Raw genomic sequence first — 19,696 nt, forward strand, 5'->3', positions numbered from 1 at the left:
GGCTCGGGGGTGCTGTGCTCCTGGAGGATGACGAGCGACTTCGCCTGGACGGTGAGCATCGCCCCCGCCGGACGCGGGATCGAGTCCGCCTCGGCACCGGCGGTGTCGACGAGGACGCTCCACTCGAGCGCGTACTCGTCGCTCGGGATCGCGAACTCGACGTCGACGTCGTCGGCGTTGAAGTACAGGAGGAAGCTGTCGTCGGTGACGGGGCGTCCGCGCTGGTCGCGCTCGCGGATCCCGTTGCCGTTGAGGTAGATGCCCACCGATCGGCCGAGACCGGAGTCCCAGTCGGACGGGGACATCTCGGTGCCGGCAGCGGTGAACCAGACGATGTCGGGCAGCGGCTCGCCGTCGCCGCGCAGGACGGGGCGTCCGTCGAAGAAGCGCATGCGGCGGAAGGTCGGGTGCTCGGCGCGCAGGCGGATGAGCGCCGCGGTGAACTCGAGCAGCGGCCGGTCGGCGTGGGCCCAGTCGATCCAGGTCAGCTCGCTGTCCTGGGCGTAGGTGTTGTTGTTGCCGTTCTGGGTCCGGCCCAGCTCGTCGCCGTGGAGGATCATCGGGACACCCTGGGAGATCAGCATCGTCGCGAGGAAGTTCCGCTGCTGGCGTGCCCGGAGCGCGAGCACCCGCGGGTCGTCCGTGGGCCCCTCCGCGCCGTGGTTCCAGGAGCGGTTGTGCGACTCCCCGTCGTTGCCGTCCTCGCCGTTGGCGTCGTTGTGCTTCTCGTTGTACGAGACCAGGTCCCGGAGGGTGAAGCCGTCGTGCGCCGTGACGAAGTTGATCGAGGCGACCGGGTAGCGGCCCGAGTGCGCGTAGAGGTCGGCCGAGCCGGTGAGGCGCGAGGCGAACTCCCCCAGCGTCGACGGCTCGCCGCGCCAGAAGTCGCGGACCGTGTCGCGGTACTTGCCGTTCCACTCCGTCCACTGGGGCGGGAAGTTTCCCACCTGGTAGCCGCCGGGCCCGACGTCCCACGGCTCGGCGATCAGCTTCACCTGCGAGACCACCGGGTCCTGCTGGACGAGCTCGAAGAAGGTGGAGAGCCGGTCGACGTCGTAGAACTCGCGTGCCAGCGCCGAGGCGAGGTCGAAGCGGAAGCCGTCGACGCGCATCTCCGTCACCCAGTAGCGCAGCGAGTCCATGATCAGCTGGAGCGAGTGCGGGTGTCGCACGTTCAGGGTGTTCCCGGTGCCGGTGTAGTCCATGTAGTAGCGCTTGTCGTCGTCGACGAGGCGGTAGTACGCCTCGTTGTCGATGCCGCGGAACGACAGGGTGGGGCCGAGGTGGTTGCCCTCCGCCGTGTGGTTGTAGACCACGTCGAGGATGACCTCGATGCCGGCCGCGTGGAGCGCCTTCACCATGCTCTTGAACTCCTGGACCTGCTGGCCCTGGTCGCCCGTGGAGGAGTAGGTGTTCTGCGGAGCGAAGAAGCCGATCGTGTTGTAGCCCCAGTAGTTCGAGAGGCCCTTGTCCATCAGCGTCGAGTCGTTCACGAACTGGTGCACGGGCATGAGCTCGATCGCCGAGACGCCCAGGTGCTTGAGGTGGTCGATCACCGCGGGGTGGGCGACTCCGGCGTAGGTGCCGCGGAGCTCCTCCGGCACGTCGGGGTGCGTCTTGGTGAGCCCCTTCACGTGCGCCTCGTAGATCACGGTGCTGTCGTAGGAGGTGCGCGGGCGGCGGTCACCGGCCCAGTCGAAGAAGGGGTTGATGACGACGCCCATCATCATGTGCGGCGCCGAGTCCTCGTCGTTCGTCGAGTCCGGGTCGCCGAAGGTGTACGAGAAGAGGGACTGGTCCCAGTCGATCTCCCCCGAGATCGCCTTCGCGTAGGGGTCCAGCAGCAGCTTGTTCGGGTTGCAGCGGTGGCCGGCGTCGGGGTCGTACGGTCCGTGGATGCGGAAGCCGTAGCGCTGGCCCGGCTGGACCTGCGGGAGGTAGCAGTGCCAGACGTAGGCGTCCGACTCCTGGATCTCGACACGCGTCTCGGTGCCGTCCTCCTCGAAGAGGCACAGCTCGACGCGCTCGGCGATCTCGCTGAACAGGGCGAAGTTCGTGCCGCTTCCGTCGAACGTCGCGCCCAACGGGTAGGCGGTTCCGGGCCAGGTCTCCACGAGACTCCTCAGGGGATTGTTCTCGGGCAGTCCGGGAGACGCCGATGTGCGGTCTGCGGATGCCCGACGTCGGGGGTGATGGTCCGTCACTTCCGCGACGGACCGACTGCTCAGCTTAGCGAGCGTGTCTCGAGCATTCCCCTGACGGTCAGCGCTCATCGCGCGGTCCTCCTCCGGTGGTCACGACCGGCGGCCGGAACCGCCGTCCGGTTCGTCCTGCGGGCGCGTGAGCGGGCAGGTCGTTCCGGTGGGTCACGATCGAACAGTACGGTCGCGCCCGGTCCGCCGGGGAGGGCTGGCGCCGCGCCGGGTGCATCGGCTAGAACGCGCCGGAGGGACTGTCCGGTGCACGCGGAGGGGCGGGCCGGGCTGGGCAGGAGCAGCGATCGGCCCCGTCGTCGGGCGCACGGCGCCACGCACCGGGGCGCCGCACCGCGATCAGTGCGAGCCGAGCCTGCGCCGCAGGAGGTCGATCCGCGCCTGCAGCTGGGTCACGCTCGCCTGCGCCACCGCGGGTCCGCCGCAGAGCCGGCGCAGCTCGGTGTGCACCTGGCCGTGCGACTCGCCCGTCCCCCGTGCCCACAGGCCGACCAGGGAGTTGAGCAGGCTGCGCTGCTCCTTGAGCGTGCGGTAGAGCGGCGCCGGGATCTCGCTCGCCGGCTCGGCCGGGGCCGCCGCCCCCGCGCGGCTGCCGGCGCGCTTGGCCTGCCGCTGCTGCCGGTGCTGGAGCAGCTCCCGCACCTGGTCGGGCTCGAGGAGCCCCGGCAGGCCGATGAAGTCGAGCTCCTCCTCGCTCTCGACCTCGACCTCCATCCCGAACTCGGCGCCCTCGTAGACGACGCGGTCGAAGGTGGCGGCCGAGCCGATCGACTCGAAGCGGCCCTCCTCCAGGAGATCGGAGGACGCCTTGTCGCTGCGCTCGGCGTCGGCCATCAGGTCGGCCTCGGGGTACTCCTCGTCGTCGGAGGTCCTGCGGTCGAGGGCGTGATCGCGCTGCAGCTCCATCGAGCCCGCCAGCGCGAGCAGGCCGGGCACGTTCGGGAGGAACACCGAGGCGGTCTCGCCGCGGCGCCGCGCGCGCACGAAGCGGCCGATCGCCTGGGCGAAGAACAGAGGAGTCGACGCGGAGGTCGCGTACACGCCGACAGCGAGCCTCGGCACGTCGACGCCCTCGGAGACCATGCGGACCGCGACCATCCAGCGACTGGTGTCCTTCGCGAACTCCTCGATCCGGTCGCTCGCCTCCTTCTCGTCGGAGAGCACGACGGTGACGGTCTCGCCGCTGATCTCGCGGAGCATCGCGGCGTAGGCGCGCGCGGTGTAGTGGTCGGTCGCGATGATCAGGCCGCCGGCGTCGGGCACGGCGCGCCGCACCTCGGTGAGGCGGGTGTTGGCGGCGCGGAGGACCGAGGGGATCCAGTCGCCCTTCGGGTCCAGCGCGGTCCGCCAGGCCTGCGAGGTGATGTCCTTGGTGTTGCCCTCGCCGAGCCGCGCCTCCATCTCGTCGCCGGCCTTCGACTTCCAGCGCATCTGCCCGGCGTAGACCATGAACAGCACCGGCCGGACGACACCGTCCGCGAGCGCGCGGCCGTAGCCGTAGGCGTAGTCGGTGAGCGAGGTGCGGATGCCCTCCTCGTCCGGCAGGTAGCTGACGAACGGGATCGCCGCCGTGTCCGAGCGGAACGGCGTCCCGGTCAGCGAGAGCCGGCGGACGGCGGGCTCGAAGGCCTCGCGCACCGCGTCGCCCCAGCTGAGGGCGTCGCCGGCGTGGTGCACCTCGTCGAGGATGACGAGGGTTCGGCCGGACAGGGTGAGCTCGCGGTGGAGCTCGGCGCGGACGGCGACCTGCGCGTAAGTGACGGCGACGCCGTGGTAGTGGCGGGCGTGGCGGCCCATGCGGTTGGTGAAGGTCGGGTCCAGGCGGATGCCGACGCGGTGCGCGGCCTCGGCCCACTGGCGCTTGAGGTGCTCCGTCGGCGCGACCACGGTGATCCGGTCGACCGTGCGGTTGTGCAGCAGCTCGGCGGCCAGCCGCAGCGCGAAGGTGGTCTTGCCCGCCCCCGGGGTCGCGGCGGCCAGGAAGTCGCGCGGCTCGTGCTGGAAGTAGGCCTCGAGCGCCTCCGCCTGCCAGGCGCGGAGCTTGTTCGCGGTACCCCACGGTGCCCTGCCCGGGAACGACGGGGGCAGGTGCTCAGCGGCGGAGGTGCCGACCTGATGACCGAAGCTCGAGGGACTGTTCACGTGGACCGAATCTAGCCGACGCCTCCGACAGCGGCTCGGTCTCCGCGGCCCGCCGGGAGGCGCACGGCGTGTCGCGCCGTGCCACCGGCGGCCGGGTGCGGAGCATGATGGAGGGATGGTCGAGCAGCGTCATCCGTGGTCCCGCTACGTCGCCCTGGGCGACTCCTTCACCGAGGGGATCGGCGATCCCGAGCCCGGCAGCCCCGGCGGGCACCGCGGCTGGGCGGACCGCGTGGCGGAGGTCCTGGGCAGCCAGAACGAGGACTTCGCCTACGCCAACCTGGCGGTGCGCGGCCGCCTCCTGCAGCAGATCGTCGACGAGCAGGTCGAGCCCGCCCTGGAGCTGCGCCCCGACCTCATCACCATCTCCGCGGGCGGGAACGACGTCATCCGCCCGGGGACCGACCCCGACGACATCGCGTCCCGCTTCGAGTCGGGCCTCGCCCGGCTCCGCTCCGACGGGGCGACCGTCGTCCTCTTCACCGGAGTGGACGTGGGCTTCTCCCCCGTGTTCGGGCGGATCCGCGGGAAGGTCGCGATCTACAACGAGAACCTGCGGGCGCTGGCCAAGCGGTACGACTGCATCGTCGCCGACCAGTGGTCCCTCCAGGAGATCCAGGACGTGCGGATGTGGGCGCCGGACCGCCTGCATCTCAACCCGCACGGCCACCACGAGGTCGCGCGCATGGTCCTCGAGTCGCTGAACGTCGAGAACGACCTGCGCCCCCTCGCCCCGGAGCCGCTGCACGCCCGCACGTGGCGTGCCGCCCGCACGGAGGACATCCAGTGGGCGCGGGAGTACCTCGTGCCGTGGGTGCTGCGCCGAGTCCGCCACCAGTCCTCCGGCGACTTCATCACCGCCAAGCGGCCCTCCGCCGAGCGCTGGAGCATCGATCCCGCGGCCTCGGAGCCGGGCTCGGTCGTGCCGGGCAACGCGACGCCGGAGGAGGTCGCCGAGGACATCGCGACCGCGGGCGTGCGGATCATCGGCGATAGGGCCGCGGATCCCCTGGCCTGATCCGCTCCCGGGAGGCGGCGGCTCGCCCCGCGCTCAGCCGAACAGCTCGGCCGGGTGGCCGAGGCGCCAGGCGAAGCCCGGGTCCTCGATCGACCCGTCGGCGACGAGGGGAAGCTCGTACGGGGTGCCGTTGACGTCGACGGTCGCGGTCCCCACGCGCTCGCCGTCCGCGACGGTCTCGAGCGGATCGAGGGCGACCGTGGTCGACGTCGAGACCGCACCCCACACCAGCACGGACCGGGCCTCCGCGGTCTCGGCCGTCGCCGTCTCCCCCCACGCGCTCGTGAGAGTGCCGTAGTCCTGCCCCTCGACGGTCAGCGGGACGGTCCGGAAGCCCGCCTCGACGGTCGGGACGAGGGTCAGCACGTCCGCGGCGAGCTGCGGGTGCGTGCGCGCGCCCACCACCACGCCGACCAGGGTGACCGGCCGGCCCTCGACGGTCGCGTCGAGCGAGAACAGCAGGCACGAGCCCGCCTCGTCGGTCGTCCCCGTCTTGATCCCATCCACTCCCGCGCGGCCGAGGAGCGAGTTGGTGTTGTCGACCTCGCCGACCCCCGGGATGACCGCGGTCGGCATCGCGACGATCGGAGCGAGCACCGGGTCCGCGATCAGCAGCTCGCCCAGGCGCACCATCTCGGCCGTCGTGCTGACCGTCGCCGGCGAGAGCCCGCTGGTGTCGGCGAGGGAGGTCCGCTCGAGCCCCTGCCCGTCGAGCCAGCCGCGCGCCGCGGCGAGGAAGGCGTCCTCCGAGCCGTACGCCCAGATCGCGAGGGACTTCGCGTAGTTGTTCGCGGACGGGAGCATCATGGCGGTCAGCGCCTCCCGCTCGGTCAGCTGCAGACCCGCGGTGACCGGAGCGTTCGAGCCGTTCTCGGCCAGGGTGTCGTTGTAGTACTGCACGTCCGCGCTCGTGAAGGTGATGGTCTCCCCGTCCGTCCCCTCTGCGATCGGCTTCGCCGCGAGGACGACGAGAGCGGTGACGACCTTGGCGATGCTCCCCGTCGGCACGGTTCCGGTGGAGCCGTAGCGGGCGAGCAGCCCGTCCTCCTCCGTCCCGTCGACGCCCACGGCCGCCACGGCGCCGGAGCCGTAGGCCGGCCAGGCCGGAGCGGGCGGGTCGACGGTGCTCGAGACGGGGTCCACCGCGACGGCGCTCGCCGTCGGCAGCTCCGCGGTCGCCGCGTTGGTCGCGTAGGCACCGCCTCCGCCGACCACCACGGTCGCGGCGACGAGACCGGCGACGACCGCCCCGCGCCGTCGACGCGGTCGCGGCTCCGGCGCGGCGGGCTCCCCGAACAGGTCGAGGGCGTCGTCGGATCGGGTCGGGGAGGTCACCCCGTCATCGTACGGGCGGGCCTCTCCCCCGTCCCGGACGCCGCCCCGTCGTCGGACGCGGCGGATGACGCGCGGCACCGACCCCGATCCCGCGTCGGGAGCGTCAGCAGCAGGTCACCGCGGGGCCGCCGAGCGCCGGAGCCCGGCGGTCAGCGCCCGCGGGTCAGCGCCCACAGTGCGACGGCGCTCGCCGAGGCCACGTTGAGCGAGTCGACGCCGTGCAGCATCGGGATGGTGACGACGGTGTCCGAGGCGTCCAGCGCCGCGCGGCTGAGCCCGTCCCCCTCGGCGCCCAGGACGATCGCGACGCGCTCGGGGCGAGCCGCCGCGTACTCGTCGAGCGGCACCGCGTCCGGAGCGAGCGCCAGCGCGGCGACCGAGAACCCGGCCTCCTCCAGAGCCCGGCGAGCCGGTGCCCACTCGGGGGTGCGGGTCCACGGCACCTGCACGACCGTGCCCATGCTCACCCGGACGCTGCGCCGGTACAGGGGATCCGCGCACCGCGGCGTCACGAGCACCGCGTCCGCGCCCATGCCGGCCGCGGCGCGGAAGACGGCGCCGACGTTGGTGTGGTCGACCAGGTCCTCCAGGATCACGACGAGGCGCGCGCCCTCCAGCAGCTCGGCCATCGGCCGCAGCGGCGGACGGTGCATCGAGGCGAGCGCTCCGCGGTGGAGGTGGAATCCGGTCAGCTCCTCGATCAGCGGATCCGGCGCCACGAAGACCGGCACCTCGGGGTGACGCTCGAGCACCCCGGCCGCGTCCGGCAGCCGCTTCTCCTGCACCAGGACCGAGCGGGGACGGTGCCCGGCGTCGAGCGCCCGCTCGATCACCTTGGCCGACTCGGCGATGTACAGACCGCCCTCCGGCTCCAGCACCCGCCGCAGCGCCACGTCGGTGAGGCGGTGGTAGTCGGCGAGGAGCGGGTGGTCGAGGTCGGTGATGTGCACGATCGGCATCCCGGCAATCTAGGGCACGGCGCGGACTAAACTCGTCCAGGGGCCGCTCGAACGGCCCTCGAAGGAGGCGCGGATGGAGTCGAGTCCGACACCGGTCGCCGAGGGCCCCGAGGCGCTCGCGGTCGAGCAGGCCGTCGAACTCCTCAGCGGGCGCCGCATCGCCGCCGTCACCGGCGCGGGCATGAGCACCGACTCGGGCATCCCCGACTACCGCGGAGCCGGGGCACCGGTGCGCAGCCCGATGACCTACTCCCAGTTCGTCGCCGATCCCGACTACCGCCGCCGGTACTGGGCCGGCAGCCAGCTCGGCTGGCGCCGCTTCACCAGCACGCTCCCCAACGACGGCCACCGGGCCCTGGCCCGGCTCGAGGAGCGCGGCCTGCTCACGGGCGTCGTCACCCAGAACGTCGACGGCCTGCACGTCCGGGCCGGCTCGCGCCGCGTGGTGGATCTGCACGGCTCGGCGGACCGTGTGCGCTGCATGACCTGCGGCCAGTACTTCGCCCGCGACGCGGTGGCCGAGCGGATCGAGGCGCTCAACCCCTGGCTCGACGACCCCGACGTCTCCTCCCTCAACCCCGACGGCGACGCCGAGGTCCACGACGTCTCGGCGATGACCGTCCCCGAGTGCACGGTCTGCGGCGGGATCCTGAAGCCGGACATCGTCTTCTTCGGCGAGTTCATCCCGACCGAGCGGTTCGAGGAGGCGCGCGCCATCGTCGCGGGCGCCGACGCCCTGCTCGTGGCCGGCTCGTCGCTCGTGGTCAACTCCGGCATCCGCTTCCTCGAGATCGCCCGTCGCGCCCGGATGCCGATCGTGATCGTCAACCGCGGCACCACCAAGGGCGACTCGCGCGCGAGCATCAAGATCGACGGCGGCACCAGCGAGGTGCTCCGCGAGCTCGCCGAGCGCCTGCCCGCGCGCCGCACCGCCGCCCTCTGAGCTCCCGCCCGCTCCGCACCCGACCTCCCGAGAGGCCCCTGTGACCCAGCTCACCCTCGTCCGCCACGGCCAGACCGACTGGAACGCCGCCCGGCGCATCCAGGGCAGGAGCGACATCCCGCTCAACGCGACCGGGCGCGCTCAGGCGCGGGCGGCGGCGCGGCTGCTCGCCGACCGGCGCTTCGACGCGGTGGTCGCCAGTCCGCTGCAGCGCGCCTTCGACACCGGAGCGATCATCGCGCGCGGTCTCGGACTCGACGAGCCGCTGGCGGTGCCGGGCCTGGCCGAGCGCGCCTACGGCGAGGCGGAGGGGATGACCGGTCCCGAGCTCGCCGAGCGCTTCCCCGGAGGCATCGAGCGCGCGCCGATCCCCGGCTGCGAGACCCGCGACGAGGTCGTCGAGCGGGCGACCGCCGCGCTGCTCGAAGTGGCCGAGCGCTTCCCCGACGCGTCCGTCGTCGTCGCCACGCACGGTGCGGTCATCGGCAGCCTGATCCGCGCGCTCAGCAGCGAGGACCTCCCCGTGCACGGCGTCTCGGTCGGCAACGGCTCCCGGCACGACTTCGCGATCGTCGACGGGGCACTGCGCATCGTCGGCGTCGACGACTCCGGCGACGTGGTCGTGGCGGACGTCGACCTCGACGACGTGCTCAGCCCGGCCCCGGGAGCCTGACGGCGGCGGTCCGATCGCCGGACCGCGTCAGAACCGGCCGAGGTCCTGCAGGAGCCCGAAGAGCACCCGGGCGGAGTCGCGCCAGGAGAAGGCCGCGGCCCGCTCCCTCGCCCGGGCCGAGTGCGTCCGCCACACGGCGCCGTCCTCGAGCGACCGCACGCCGTCCGCGATGCCCTTCGCGCTCGACGGCTCGACGTACACGGCGGCGTCCTGGGCGATCTCGCGGAAGATCGGGATGTCGCTCACCACGACCGGCGTCCCGAGCGCCATCGCCTCGACCAGCGGGATCCCGAAGCCCTCGTCCCTGCTCGCCGTCACGAGAGCGGTCGCCCGCGCGAGCACCGCGCGGTACTCCGCGTCCGGCGCCCCCTGGTGGAACACCAGCTTCGCGGTCGGCGCCAGGGCCCGCAGCGTCTCGACGGTCTCGTCGCTCGCCCGGCTCATCAGGTGCAGCTCGTAGTCGGGCAGCAGCCGCATCGCGCGCGCGAGCGTCTCGACGTTCTTGTAGGGCATGAACGAGCCCATGTAGACGAGCGAGCGCGCGGCCGACCGGTCGGGCAGCGATCCCGCCAGAGCGGCGCTCGCCTCGTCGGGCTCGGTCGCCGCGTTCGGGACGACGACCACCGGCCGGGTGGTGAGGCGGTGGGAGCGGATCAGGTCGCGGGTCGTCTCCGAGACGGTGACGACCGCGTCGGCGCGCTGGAGGAGCCTCCGCTGCGGCCACCAGGCGAGGTGGTAGAGCCGCCAGAGCGCGCGCACGGGAGCGGCCAGGTCGCGCGGCGGAGTGCGGTGGCGGTAGTAGATGAGGTCGTGCACGGTCAGGACGAGCCGGTAGCGTCGGCCGAGCGAGCCCATGGTCTGCATCGGCGAGAAGACCACGTCGGGCCGCAGCCGGTTCACCAGCAGCGCGACGAACGGCTCGAACGGGCTGGTCGGCCCGGTCACGCGCTCCCACGGGAGCGACGGGAGCATCGCGAGCTGGCGGCGGTCGCTGATCAGCATGGTCACGTCGTGCAGCTTCGCGAGCTCGCGGACGAGCTCCGCGGTGTAGCGGCTGATCCCATCGTGCCGCTCGAGCCGGGTGTACCGGCAGTCGACGACGATCCTCATCGGTCGATCCCCTCCTCGAGGGCCGTCCGCAGCACGGCGGCGGCCTCGTCCGGCGTCTCGTAGTGGATCAGGTGGCCGACTCCGTCGATGACGTGCAGGCGGGCGTGCGGCAGCCTCTCGAGCAGGCGGTACTGGGCCGAGAGCGGAGTGATGTCGTCCTGCGCCGCGGCGATCAGCTGCGTCGGCACCCCGATCCGGGCCGCGTACTCACCGACATCGTGCGAGACGGAGGCGCGGAACGCCTCGAGGACCGTGTCGCGGGAGGCGAAGGCGCTGAAGTACCGGTCGTGCTGGTCGTGCACGAAGCGTCGCAGCGCCGGCTCCTTCGTCTTCACCATCGCCAGGCTCATCACCCGCACGATCAGCGGGTCGCTGAGCAGGCGGCGTCCGAGGGGCCCCGGCAGGAGCGCGCCGAGCCGGTAGTAGAGGACGGCGAGCCTGGTCAGGACTCCGCGGGGACCCTGCAGGGCGGGCGCGCCGATCGGGTTGACCAGCACCAGGAGCGGAGCGGGCAGCCCGTCGGCGACGGCCGCGGCCGCGACGATCGAGCCGAAGGAGTGGCCGAGGACGGCCGCCTCGCCGCGGAGCCCCAGCGCGTCGAGGAAGGAGCCGAGCCAGGAGGCGTAGCCGTCCACGTCGTGCGGAAGGCGCGTCATCGGGGTCGAGGCGCCGAAGCCGGGCAGGTCGGGAGCGACGACCCGCACGTCCGCTCCCCCGGCGAGCAGACGGGCGATGACGGGCTCGAGGCCGTGGTGCTCGCCGCGGAACCCGTGCACCAGCACGAGGACGGTCGAGGCGTCCGGAGCGCCGTAGGTCCAGTAGGCGGTGCGGGATCCGGCGACGTCCATCGCGGCCTCGCGGACGGGGACACGGCCGAGATCGGAGGCGTAGGGGGAGGGAGTGGTCATCGCGTTCCTTATCGTAGGGAAAGCCCGTCGAAGATCTGGCCGCAACGCCTTGCGTGGCCTCGATCCGAGCCGGGAGCATGATCACGCGCTCGCAACACGGCGCACCGCCCACCCGTCTCGCGAGACGGTCATCCGCTCAGGCAGCAGCAGAAGGAGCACCGTGAGCTTCACGTCGCCGATCCAACTCCCCGGACTCGCCCTCGACCCCCAGTGGTACCGCCGGGCGGTGTTCTACGAGGTGATGATCCGGTCGTACTACGACTCCAACGGCGACGGCGCCGGCGACATCAACGGGCTCGCCTCCAAGCTCGACTACCTGCAGTGGCTCGGGATCGACGCCCTCTGGCTCCCGCCGTTCTACATGTCGCCTCTGCGCGACGGCGGCTACGACGTCTCCGACTTCAAGGCGATCCTCCCCGAGTTCGGCACGATGGAGGACTTCCGCGACCTCGTGCGGAAGGCCCACGAGCGCAACATGCGCATCGTGATGGACTTCCCGCTCAACCACACCAGCGACCAGCACGAGTGGTTCCAGCAGTCCCGGTCCGACCCCGAGGGCCCCTACGGCGACTTCTACGTCTGGAACGACACCGACGACAAGTGGCCGGACATCCGCATCATCTTCGTCGACACCGAGGACTCGAACTGGGCCTTCGACGCCGAGCGCCGCCAGTTCTACTTCCACCGCTTCTTCTCGCACCAGCCGGACCTCAACTTCGAGAACCCCGCCGTGCACGAGGCGATCCACGACGTGGTCAAGTTCTGGCTCGACCTCGGTGTCGACGGCATCCGGCTCGACGCGATCCCCTACCTCTACGAGTCCGACGAGGGCAACGGAGAGGGCGAGCCGCCCACCCACGAGTTCATCAAGAACCTCCGCACCATGGTCGACCGCGACTACCCCGGCCGCATCCTGATCGCCGAGGCGAACCAGTGGCCGCGGGAGGTCGCCGCGTTCTTCGGCACGGAGGAGGAGCCCGAGTGCCACATGGCGTTCGACTTCCCGGTCATGCCGCGCATCTTCTACTCCCTCCGCGCGCAGACGGCGAACGAGCTGAAGAAGGTGCTCTCCGAGACGTTCGACATCCCCAGCGGCGCCGCCTGGGGCGTGTTCCTCCGCAACCACGACGAGCTCACGCTCGAGATGGTGTCCGAGGAGTACCGCCAGGCCATGTACGGCTGGTACGCCTACGACCCGCGGATGCGCTCCAACATCGGCATCCGCCGCAGGCTCGCGCCGCTTCTGGACAACTCGCGCGCCGAGCTCGAGCTGATCAACGCCCTGCTCTTCTCCCTCGCCGGCAGCCCGTTCCTGTACTACGGCGACGAGATCGGCATGGGCGACAACATCTGGCTCAACGACCGCGACGCGTCGCGCACGCCGATGCAGTGGACGCCCGACCGCAACGCCGGCTTCTCGGCCGCCGACCCCGGCAAGCTCGTGCAGCCGATCGTCCAGTCGCTCGTCTACCACTACAACCAGGTCAACGTGGAGGCGCAGCTGGCGCAGTCCCGCTCCCTGCTGCACTGGATGCGGAACGTCCTGCACGTGCGCCGCGGCCACCCGGCGTTCGGCCTCGGGTCGATGCGCGTCCTCGAGACGGACCACGAGTCGGTGCTCGCCTTCGTGCGGGACTACGCCGGCTCGGGCTCCGAGATGGGCGACCAGCCCGAGGAGGTGCTCTGCGTCTTCAGCTTCAACCACAACCCGGTCTCGGTCACGATCACCGACCCCGAGAACCCCGGATCGACGCTGAGCGACCTGTTCGGCGGCGGCCGCTTCCCCGGATTCTCGGACGACGGCACGCTGACGATGACGCTCGGCACGCAGGGCTTCTTCTGGCTCCACGTCGCCAAGGCGCACGAGGCCCGCTGACACGGCAGCACGCCGAGGGGCCTCCGGCCGATGTCGGAGGCCCCCTTTAGGCTGTCGGCGTGAGCACCACCGGAACGACCGAGACGCAGACCGAGCCGATGCTGTTCGACGACGCCGAGCGGACGCTCGTCCCCTCCGAGGGGGCGCGCTGGTTCGACCTGCTGGCCGTGTTCGACCTCGAGACCACCGGCATCGACGTCCGCACGAGCCGCATCGTCACCGCGCACGTCGGCGTGATCGACGCGGCGGGCGAGCCGATCGAGGGCACGACCTGGCTCGCCGATCCCGGCGTGGAGATCCCGGCGGGCGCCTCCGCCGTCCACGGGATCAGCACCGAGCACGCCCGCGCGCACGGGCGCCCCGCCGGCGAGGTCGTGGCCGAGATCTCCGAGGCGCTGCGCTCGCTCCTCGCCCGCGGCATCCCGGTCGTCGTCTACAACGCCCCCTACGACCTCTCGCTCCTCGCCCACGAGGCGCGCCGCTGGGGCGTGCCCGTGCTGCTCGACCCGAGCCCCGTCGTCGATCCGCTCGTGATCGACAAGGCGGTGGACCGCTACCGCAAGGGCAAGCGCACCCTGACCCTCGCCGCCGAGCACTACGGCGTCGCCCTCACCGAGGCGCACGACGCGGGCGCGGACGCGATCGCGGCGGGCCGCGTCGCCCAGGCGCTGGGCCGCGCCTTCGCCGACGAGCTCGGAGTCGGCGCGGAGGCCCTGCACGCGCTCCAGGTCGACTGGTGCCGCACCCAGGCCGAGTCCTTCCAGGAGTACATGCGGCGCGTCCGCGACGAGTCCTTCGTCGCCGACGGGGGCTGGCCGGTCCGCCACTGACCCCTCAGGTCAGCGCGCGCCCCTCGCGCAGGAGCGCCACGTACTCCGAGATCCGCCGCTCCCGCGTCGCCGCCCGCTTCAGCTGCGAGAGGCGGAAGAGGAACGCGAAGCGCTTCTGCCCGCCGACGGTCGCGAAGAAGGCCAGGGCCTGCGGATCCGCGTCGAGCGCCCGCTGGAAGTCGTCCGGCACCTCCGCATCGCGCTGCCGGTAGGCCGCGTCCCAGCGCCCGTCGGCGCGCGCCCGCTCGACCTCGGCCAGCCCGCCCGGCAGCATCCGACCCTCCGCCAGCAGCCGTGCGACGTGATCGCGGTTGACCTTCGACCACGGGCTCGCGCGACGCCGCGGGGTGAAGGCCTGGAGCTTGAACTGCTCGTCGAAGGCTCCCGCCTGACCGTCGATCCAGCCGTGGCAGAGCGCGATGTCGAGCGCCTCGGCGTAGGTGATCCCCGGATCCACGGCGGCCTTCTTCCGCAGCTTCAGCCGGACTCCGTCGGGGTCGGGCTCGCCGCGGAGGTAGGCGTCCCACTCCTCGGGAGTCGTGAACGGCAGGATCGGCTTGTCGGCGAAGGACACCATGCCGGGACGCTACCGCGCCGGCTCCCCGACGGCCACGGACCGCCCGTCGGCGCAAGCCCTCGCTCCGCGGACCGCGGCCCTGTGGGATCGGGTGAGCACGTGTTCCCCCTCCCCCTCTCGCAAGGAGAAGTCATGCCTACGATCCGCACGGTCACCGTCCTCGGCAGCGGAGTGCTCGGCTCCCAGATCGCCTTCCAGTCGGCCTTCCACGGCTTCGCCGTCACCGTCTACGACCTCTCCGACGACGTCCTCGAGTCGGCGCGCCAGCGGCTCCGCGGTCTCGCGGGCGTCTACGAGACGGTGCCCGGCGGCGTCGCCGGCGGACCGCAGGAGGCGCTCGACTCCCTCCGCCTCACCTCCGACCTCGCGGAGGCTGTCGCCGACGCCGACCTCGTGATCGAGGCCGTCCCCGAGGACCTGGGCCTGAAGCAGGAGCTGTACGGCCGCCTGGGTGCGCTCGCTCCCGAGCGCACGGTCTTCGCGACCAACTCGTCCACGCTGCTCCCCAGCGACCTGAAGGCGTCGACGGGCCGGCCCGACCGGTTCCTCGCGCTGCACTACGCCAACCACGTCTGGGCGCAGAACACGGCCGAGATCATGGGAACGGCGGACACGGAACCCGCCGTGGTCGATGCCGTCGTGGAGTTCGCCGTCTCCAGCGGCCTCGAGCCCATCAGGCTGCAGAAGGAGAAGGCCGGCTACGTCCTGAACTCGCTGCTGGTGCCGCTCCTCAACGCCGCGTCGGGGCTGCTCATGGGCGGCTACGCCGACTACGAGACCATCGACAAGACCTGGAGGATCGGCACCGGAGCCCCTCTCGGACCCTTCCAGATCTTCGACGTCGTCGGTCTGCGGACCGCCTACAACATCGCCGCCGCGGCCCCGGACGAGGCCTCCCAGGCGTTCGCCGCCCACCTGAAGACGGAGTACCTCGATCGCGGCCGCCTCGGAACGGCCACCGGAGAGGGCTTCTACCGCTACTGAGGACCGCCCCGCGGGAACGACGAAGGGCCCCCGACCGTGAGGTCGAGGGCCCTTCGAGAAGTGCTACTTGCCGAAGTTCTTGTAGCGGCTGTTGAACTTCTCGACGCGGCCGGCCGAGTCCATGATGCGCTGCTTGCCCGTGTAGAACGGGTGCGAGGCGGAGGAGATCTCGACGTCGATGACGGGGTAGGTCACGCCGTCGAGCTCGATCGTCTTGCTGCTCTTCGCGGTCGAGCGGGTGAGGAAGGTCTCACCGGACGCGAGGTCGCGGAAGACGATCGCGGAGTACTCGGGGTGGATGTCGGTCTTCATGGTCGTGTCCTGTCGTCGATGGTCCTGAACCGCACCTGTCGTCGACGGGAACGGGTGGATGAGGGCGGGCGCACCGCGAACGGGCCCGAACCAGCTACCGAGAATACCAGACCGGCAGCGCGCGCAGAAGTCGCGCCGCGCCCGGATCCCGGAGCCGGGGTCAGCCGCGGGCGCGGGCCGAGAAGCGCCCGTTCTCGCGGGTGAGAGCGATGTCGAGCCCGAAGGTCTCGGCGAGCGTCGCCTCGGTCAGGGACTCGGCCAGCGGGCCCGCCGCCACCACCGCTCCGTCGCGGAGGAGCAGGGCGTGGGTGAAGCCGTCGGGGATCTCCTCGACGTGGTGGGTCACCATCACGATCGCGGGCGACGCCGGGTCCTTCGCGAAGCCGCCCAGCAGCTGGACGAGCTCCTCGCGGGCGCCGAGGTCGAGGCTCGCGGCCGGCTCGTCGAGCAGGAGCAGCTCGGGGTCGGTCATGATCGCGCGGGCGATCTGGACGCGCTTCTGCTCGCCGTCCGAGAGCGTCCCGAAGGTGCGCTCGGCGAGGTGCTCGAGCTTCCACTCGGACAGCACGCGGCGGGCGCGGCGCTCGTCGATCGCGTCGTAGCCCTCGTTCCAGCGGCCGGTGACGGCGTAGGCGGCGGTCATCACGACGTCGAGCACGCTCTCGCCGGCCGGGAGGCGGCGCGCCATCGCGGTCGAGGCGTAGCCGATGCGCGGGCGCAGCTCGAACACGTCGACCCGGCCGAGGGTCTCCTCGAGCAGGTGCGCGGCACCGGTCGAGGGGTAGTTCTGCGCGGCGGCGATCTGCAGGATCGAGGTCTTGCCCGCCCCGTTGGGGCCGAGGATCACCCAGCGCTCGTCCTCGGCCACGTCCCACGACACGTGGTCGAGGATCCGCTTGCCGTTCCGGACGAAGGACACATCGACGAACGAGACAACGCTGGGCATGGGAGCCATTCTAAAGGAGGCGGCCGGGAGGCTCAGACGAGCGAGTCGTAGATCGCCCGGGTGTCCCGCGCGATCTGCGTCCAGCTGAAGTGGCTCTGCGCGCGCTCGCGGCCCGCGGCGCCCATCCGCTTCGCCGTCTCCGGGTCGGCGACGACCTCGGCGAGGGCGGCGGCCAGGTCGGCGACGTAGCGCTCCGGGTCCACGGGGGTGCCGGTGCCGTCGGTGACCTGCTCGATCGGGACGAGACGGCCGGTCACGCCGTCGTCGACGACCTCCGGGATGCCGCCGGTCGCCGTCCCGACGACCGCCGCACCGCAGGCCATCGCCTCGAGGTTGACGATGCCGAGGGGCTCGTAGATCGAGGGGCAGACGAACGTGGTCGCGTTCGTCAGGACCGCGGAGAGCTGGTGGCGCGGCAGGTGCCGGTCGATCCAGACGACGCCGGTGCGCTCCTCCTGGAGGCTGCGGACGAGGGAGGTGACCTCGGCCATGATCTCGGGGGTGTCGGGGGCGCCCGCGCAGAGCACGAGCTGCACCTCGGGAGGCAGGGTCGCCGCGGCGCGGAGCAGGTAGGGCAGGCCCTTCTGCCGGGTGATGCGGCCGACGAAGACCACGGAGGGGCGCGAGGGGTCGATGCCCAGCTCGGCGAGGACGGCCTCGTCCTCGACCGGGTGCCAGGCGTCGAGGTCGATGCCGTTGTAGACCACGTGGACCTTCGCCGGGTCCAGGGCCGGGTAGGAGCGGAGGATGTCCTCGCGCATGCCGCCGGACACCGCGATCACGGCGTCGGCGTTCTCGTACGCCTCCCGCTCGATCCAGCTCGAGACGCGGTAGCCGCCGCCGAGCTGCTCGGCCTTCCACGGACGCAGCGGCTCGAGGCTGTGCGCCGAGACCACGTGCGGGATGCCGTGCAGGAGCTGGGCGAGACGCCCCGCGGCGTTGGCGTACCAGGTGTGGGAGTGGACCAGGTCGGCCCCCGCCGCGTCCTGCGCGATCTGCAGGTCGACCCCGAGGGTCTGCAGCGCGCCGTTGGCCTCGGCGAGCTCCGCGGGGACGGAGTACGCGAACGTGCCCTCCTCCTCGCGCGGCGCGCCGAAGCAGCGCACCACGACCTCCAGGTCGCTGCGCAGCGCCTTGGTGAGCTCGGCCACGTGGACACCGGCTCCCCCGTACACCTCGGGCGGGTATTCCTTGGTCAGCAGATCGACTCGCACCCCCGAACCGTAGTACAGGGCGCTCCCCCGGCGACAGCCGGGGTCCACGGGGAAGCCCGAGCCCCTACTGTGGTGCCATGCAGTCAAAGAAGATCTTCGGCATCGTCCTCGCCGGCGGCGAGGGAAAGCGCCTCATGCCCCTCACGGCGGACCGGGCCAAGCCCGCGGTGCCGTTCGGCGGGCAGTACCGGCTGATCGACTTCGCGCTGTCCAACCTGATCAACTCCGGTCTCACCCAGATCGTCGTGCTGACGCAGTACAAGTCGCACTCGCTCGACCGCCACGTCTCGCAGACCTGGCGCCTCTCCGGGCTCCTGAACTCCTACGTCGCCTCGGTCCCCGCGCAGCAGCGCCTGGGCAAGCGCTGGTTCAGCGGCTCGGCCGACGCGATCCTGCAGAGCCTCAACCTGATCCGCGACGAGAAGCCCGACATCGTCGTCGTGGTCGGCGCCGACCACGTCTACCGCATGGACTTCTCGCAGATGATCGACGCGCACATCACGTCCGGTGCGAAGGCGACCGTCGCGGCCATCCGCCAGCCGATCGAGCTCGCGGACCAGTTCGGCGTCATCCAGCTCGCCGGTGACGAGGCGGGCGACGGCATCGTCCCGACGATGATCTCCGAGTTCCTCGAGAAGCCCAAGGACGCCGTCGGCCTGGCCGACTCCCCGCACGAGGTCCTCGCCTCCATGGGCAACTACGTCTTCGACGCGGACGCCCTGATCGACGCGGTCATCCGCGACGGCGAGTCCTCCACGTCGGACCACGACATGGGCGGCGACATCATCCCCGACTTCGTCGCGCGCGGTGAGGCCGGCGTCTACGACCTCAAGCTCAACGACGTCCCCGGCTCGACCGACCGCGACCGCTACTACTGGCGGGACGTCGGCACCATCGACTCCTTCTTCGAGGCCCACCAGGACCTCATCTCGGCGCTGCCGGTCTTCAATCTCTACAACCAGCAGTGGCCGATCTTCTCGTCGCAGCTGAACTCCCCTCCCGCCAAGATCGTCCGCGACGGCAAGGGCAACATGGGATCGACGGTGGACTCGGTCGTCTCGCTCGGCACCGTGATCTCGGGCGCGCACATCGAGCGCAGCGTCGTCGGGCCCTGGACGGTCATCGAGTCGAACGCGACGGTGACCGACTCGGTGGTCTTCGACAAGGTCCGCATCGGCCCGGACGCGCTGGTCGTCCGCGCTATCCTCGACAAGGACGTCGTCGTCGAGCCCGGTGCTCGAGTCGGCGTGGACCACGACCGCGATCGCGAGCGCGGGTTCACCGTCACCGAGTCGGGCATCACCGTCGTCGGCAAGGGCGTCGTCGTCCACCCGTAGCACCCCCGCGGGTCGAGCTCTGCGCCCCGGCGCGCCCACCCGACCGATCGGACCGGCCCATGAGTGAGCGTCCTGCGACGCCTGCCCGCTTCCTCGTCGTCCTCGACGCGGACTCCACCCTCCTCCAGGACGAGGTGATCGAGCTCCTCGCGGTGCACGCCGGCTCCGAGGAGCGCGTCGCCGCCGTCACGGAGCGGGCGATGCGCGGCGAGCTCGACTTCGGCGAGAGCCTCCGCGAGCGGGTCGCCACTCTCGCCGGGGTCCCGGAGTCGGTGCTCCCCGGTGTGAGCTCGGGCGTCCGCGTCACGCCCGGCGCCGC

General features: G+C 71.8%; 17 protein-coding genes and 1 pseudogene. 8 read left to right on the top strand and 10 right to left on the bottom strand.

Features of this window, described 5'->3' with window-relative positions; all coding sequences use genetic code 11:
• Together glgX and C5C27_RS11465 are read right to left on the bottom strand one after the other, a co-directional pair.
• Window positions 1–2,114, bottom strand: a 2,114-nt coding sequence (glgX, locus tag C5C27_RS11460) for a glycogen debranching protein GlgX (RefSeq protein ID WP_104314423.1), incomplete at its 3' end; no start/stop codon positions are given.
• 438 nt (window positions 2,115–2,552) lie between these two features.
• Entirely contained in the window at window positions 2,553–4,355 is a 1,803-nt protein-coding gene (locus tag C5C27_RS11465) for a DEAD/DEAH box helicase (RefSeq protein ID WP_104314424.1), read from the bottom strand.
• Window positions 4,356–4,470: 115 nt separating this feature from the next.
• Here C5C27_RS11465 and C5C27_RS11470 point away from each other — a divergent pair, with 115 nt between their 5' ends.
• The gene (locus tag C5C27_RS11470) at window positions 4,471–5,373 is read left to right on the top strand and encodes an SGNH/GDSL hydrolase family protein (RefSeq protein WP_104246814.1); all 903 of its coding nucleotides are present in this window, start codon (window positions 4,471–4,473) and stop codon (window positions 5,371–5,373) included.
• A gap of 33 nt (window positions 5,374–5,406) precedes the next feature.
• On the opposite strand, the gene C5C27_RS11475 is transcribed toward C5C27_RS11470, so the two are convergent.
• Window positions 5,407–6,708 carry a D-alanyl-D-alanine carboxypeptidase family protein gene (locus C5C27_RS11475; protein ID WP_181133516.1) on the bottom strand — a complete coding sequence of 434 codons (1,302 nt, stop codon included), beginning with the start codon at window positions 6,706–6,708 and terminating at the stop codon, window positions 5,407–5,409.
• A gap of 149 nt (window positions 6,709–6,857) precedes the next feature.
• Entirely contained in the window at window positions 6,858–7,667 is an 810-nt protein-coding gene (locus tag C5C27_RS11480; protein WP_104314426.1) for an RNA methyltransferase, read from the bottom strand.
• A gap of 73 nt (window positions 7,668–7,740) precedes the next feature.
• On the opposite strand from C5C27_RS11480, the gene C5C27_RS11485 reads away from it, so the two are divergent.
• The gene (locus C5C27_RS11485; protein WP_104250355.1) at window positions 7,741–8,610 is read left to right on the top strand and encodes a Sir2 family NAD-dependent protein deacetylase; all 870 of its coding nucleotides are present in this window, start codon (window positions 7,741–7,743) and stop codon (window positions 8,608–8,610) included.
• 40 nt (window positions 8,611–8,650) lie between these two features.
• Window positions 8,651–9,283, top strand: a complete 633-nt coding sequence (locus tag C5C27_RS11490; RefSeq protein WP_104237471.1) for a histidine phosphatase family protein — start codon at window positions 8,651–8,653, stop codon at window positions 9,281–9,283.
• 27 nt (window positions 9,284–9,310) lie between these two features.
• Here C5C27_RS11490 and C5C27_RS11495 read toward each other — a convergent pair whose 3' ends face one another.
• Window positions 9,311–10,393 (bottom strand): glycosyltransferase family 1 protein, encoded by a 1,083-nt coding sequence (locus C5C27_RS11495; RefSeq protein ID WP_104314427.1) that lies wholly within the window; start codon window positions 10,391–10,393, stop codon window positions 9,311–9,313.
• Window positions 10,390–11,301, bottom strand: coding sequence for an alpha/beta fold hydrolase (locus tag C5C27_RS11500; RefSeq protein ID WP_104314428.1), 912 nt, complete (start codon window positions 11,299–11,301; stop codon window positions 10,390–10,392). Before C5C27_RS11500 ends, C5C27_RS11495 begins: the two co-directional genes overlap by 4 nt.
• 160 nt (window positions 11,302–11,461) lie before the next feature.
• Between C5C27_RS11500 and treS the strand changes: the two genes are divergently transcribed.
• Entirely contained in the window at window positions 11,462–13,177 is a 1,716-nt protein-coding gene (gene treS / locus C5C27_RS11505) for a maltose alpha-D-glucosyltransferase (RefSeq protein WP_104221970.1), read from the top strand.
• Window positions 13,178–13,275: 98 nt separating this feature from the next.
• Window positions 13,276–14,007, top strand: coding sequence for a 3'-5' exonuclease (locus C5C27_RS11510; protein ID WP_104237516.1), 732 nt, complete (start codon window positions 13,276–13,278; stop codon window positions 14,005–14,007).
• A 4-nt stretch (window positions 14,008–14,011) separates the two neighbouring features.
• On the opposite strand, the gene C5C27_RS11515 is transcribed toward C5C27_RS11510, so the two are convergent.
• On the bottom strand, window positions 14,012–14,584 hold the full coding sequence (locus C5C27_RS11515) for a YdeI family protein (protein ID WP_104314429.1): 573 nt from the start codon (window positions 14,582–14,584) through the stop codon (window positions 14,012–14,014).
• A 132-nt stretch (window positions 14,585–14,716) separates the two neighbouring features.
• Between C5C27_RS11515 and C5C27_RS11520 the strand changes: the two genes are divergently transcribed.
• Window positions 14,717–15,568: a 3-hydroxyacyl-CoA dehydrogenase gene (locus C5C27_RS11520; RefSeq protein ID WP_104314430.1), complete on the top strand. Its 852-nt coding sequence runs from the start codon at window positions 14,717–14,719 to the stop codon at window positions 15,566–15,568.
• Between the two features lie 63 nt (window positions 15,569–15,631).
• On the opposite strand, the gene C5C27_RS11525 is transcribed toward C5C27_RS11520, so the two are convergent.
• The 3 genes from C5C27_RS11525 to glgA all read right to left on the bottom strand — a co-directional run bounded on the left by C5C27_RS11525 (window position 15,632) and on the right by glgA (window position 18,040).
• On the bottom strand, window positions 15,632–15,880 hold the full coding sequence (locus tag C5C27_RS11525; protein WP_068253003.1) for a type B 50S ribosomal protein L31: 249 nt from the start codon (window positions 15,878–15,880) through the stop codon (window positions 15,632–15,634).
• 160 nt (window positions 15,881–16,040) lie between these two features.
• Window positions 16,041–16,826, bottom strand: a complete 786-nt coding sequence (locus tag C5C27_RS11530) for an ABC transporter ATP-binding protein (RefSeq protein WP_104221964.1) — start codon at window positions 16,824–16,826, stop codon at window positions 16,041–16,043.
• 32 nt (window positions 16,827–16,858) lie between these two features.
• Entirely contained in the window at window positions 16,859–18,040 is a 1,182-nt protein-coding gene (gene glgA, locus C5C27_RS11535) for a glycogen synthase (protein ID WP_104225282.1), read from the bottom strand.
• A gap of 77 nt (window positions 18,041–18,117) precedes the next feature.
• On the opposite strand from glgA, the gene C5C27_RS11540 reads away from it, so the two are divergent.
• Entirely contained in the window at window positions 18,118–19,377 is a 1,260-nt protein-coding gene (locus C5C27_RS11540) for a glucose-1-phosphate adenylyltransferase (RefSeq protein ID WP_104221960.1), read from the top strand.
• Window positions 19,378–19,436: 59 nt separating this feature from the next.
• Window positions 19,437–19,696, top strand: a pseudogene (locus C5C27_RS11545) (phosphoserine phosphatase SerB); the annotation flags it as partial.

It is taken from the genome of Rathayibacter sp. AY2B7 (assembly GCF_002931635.1).
Classification (GTDB): Bacteria; Actinomycetota; Actinomycetes; order Actinomycetales; family Microbacteriaceae; genus Rathayibacter.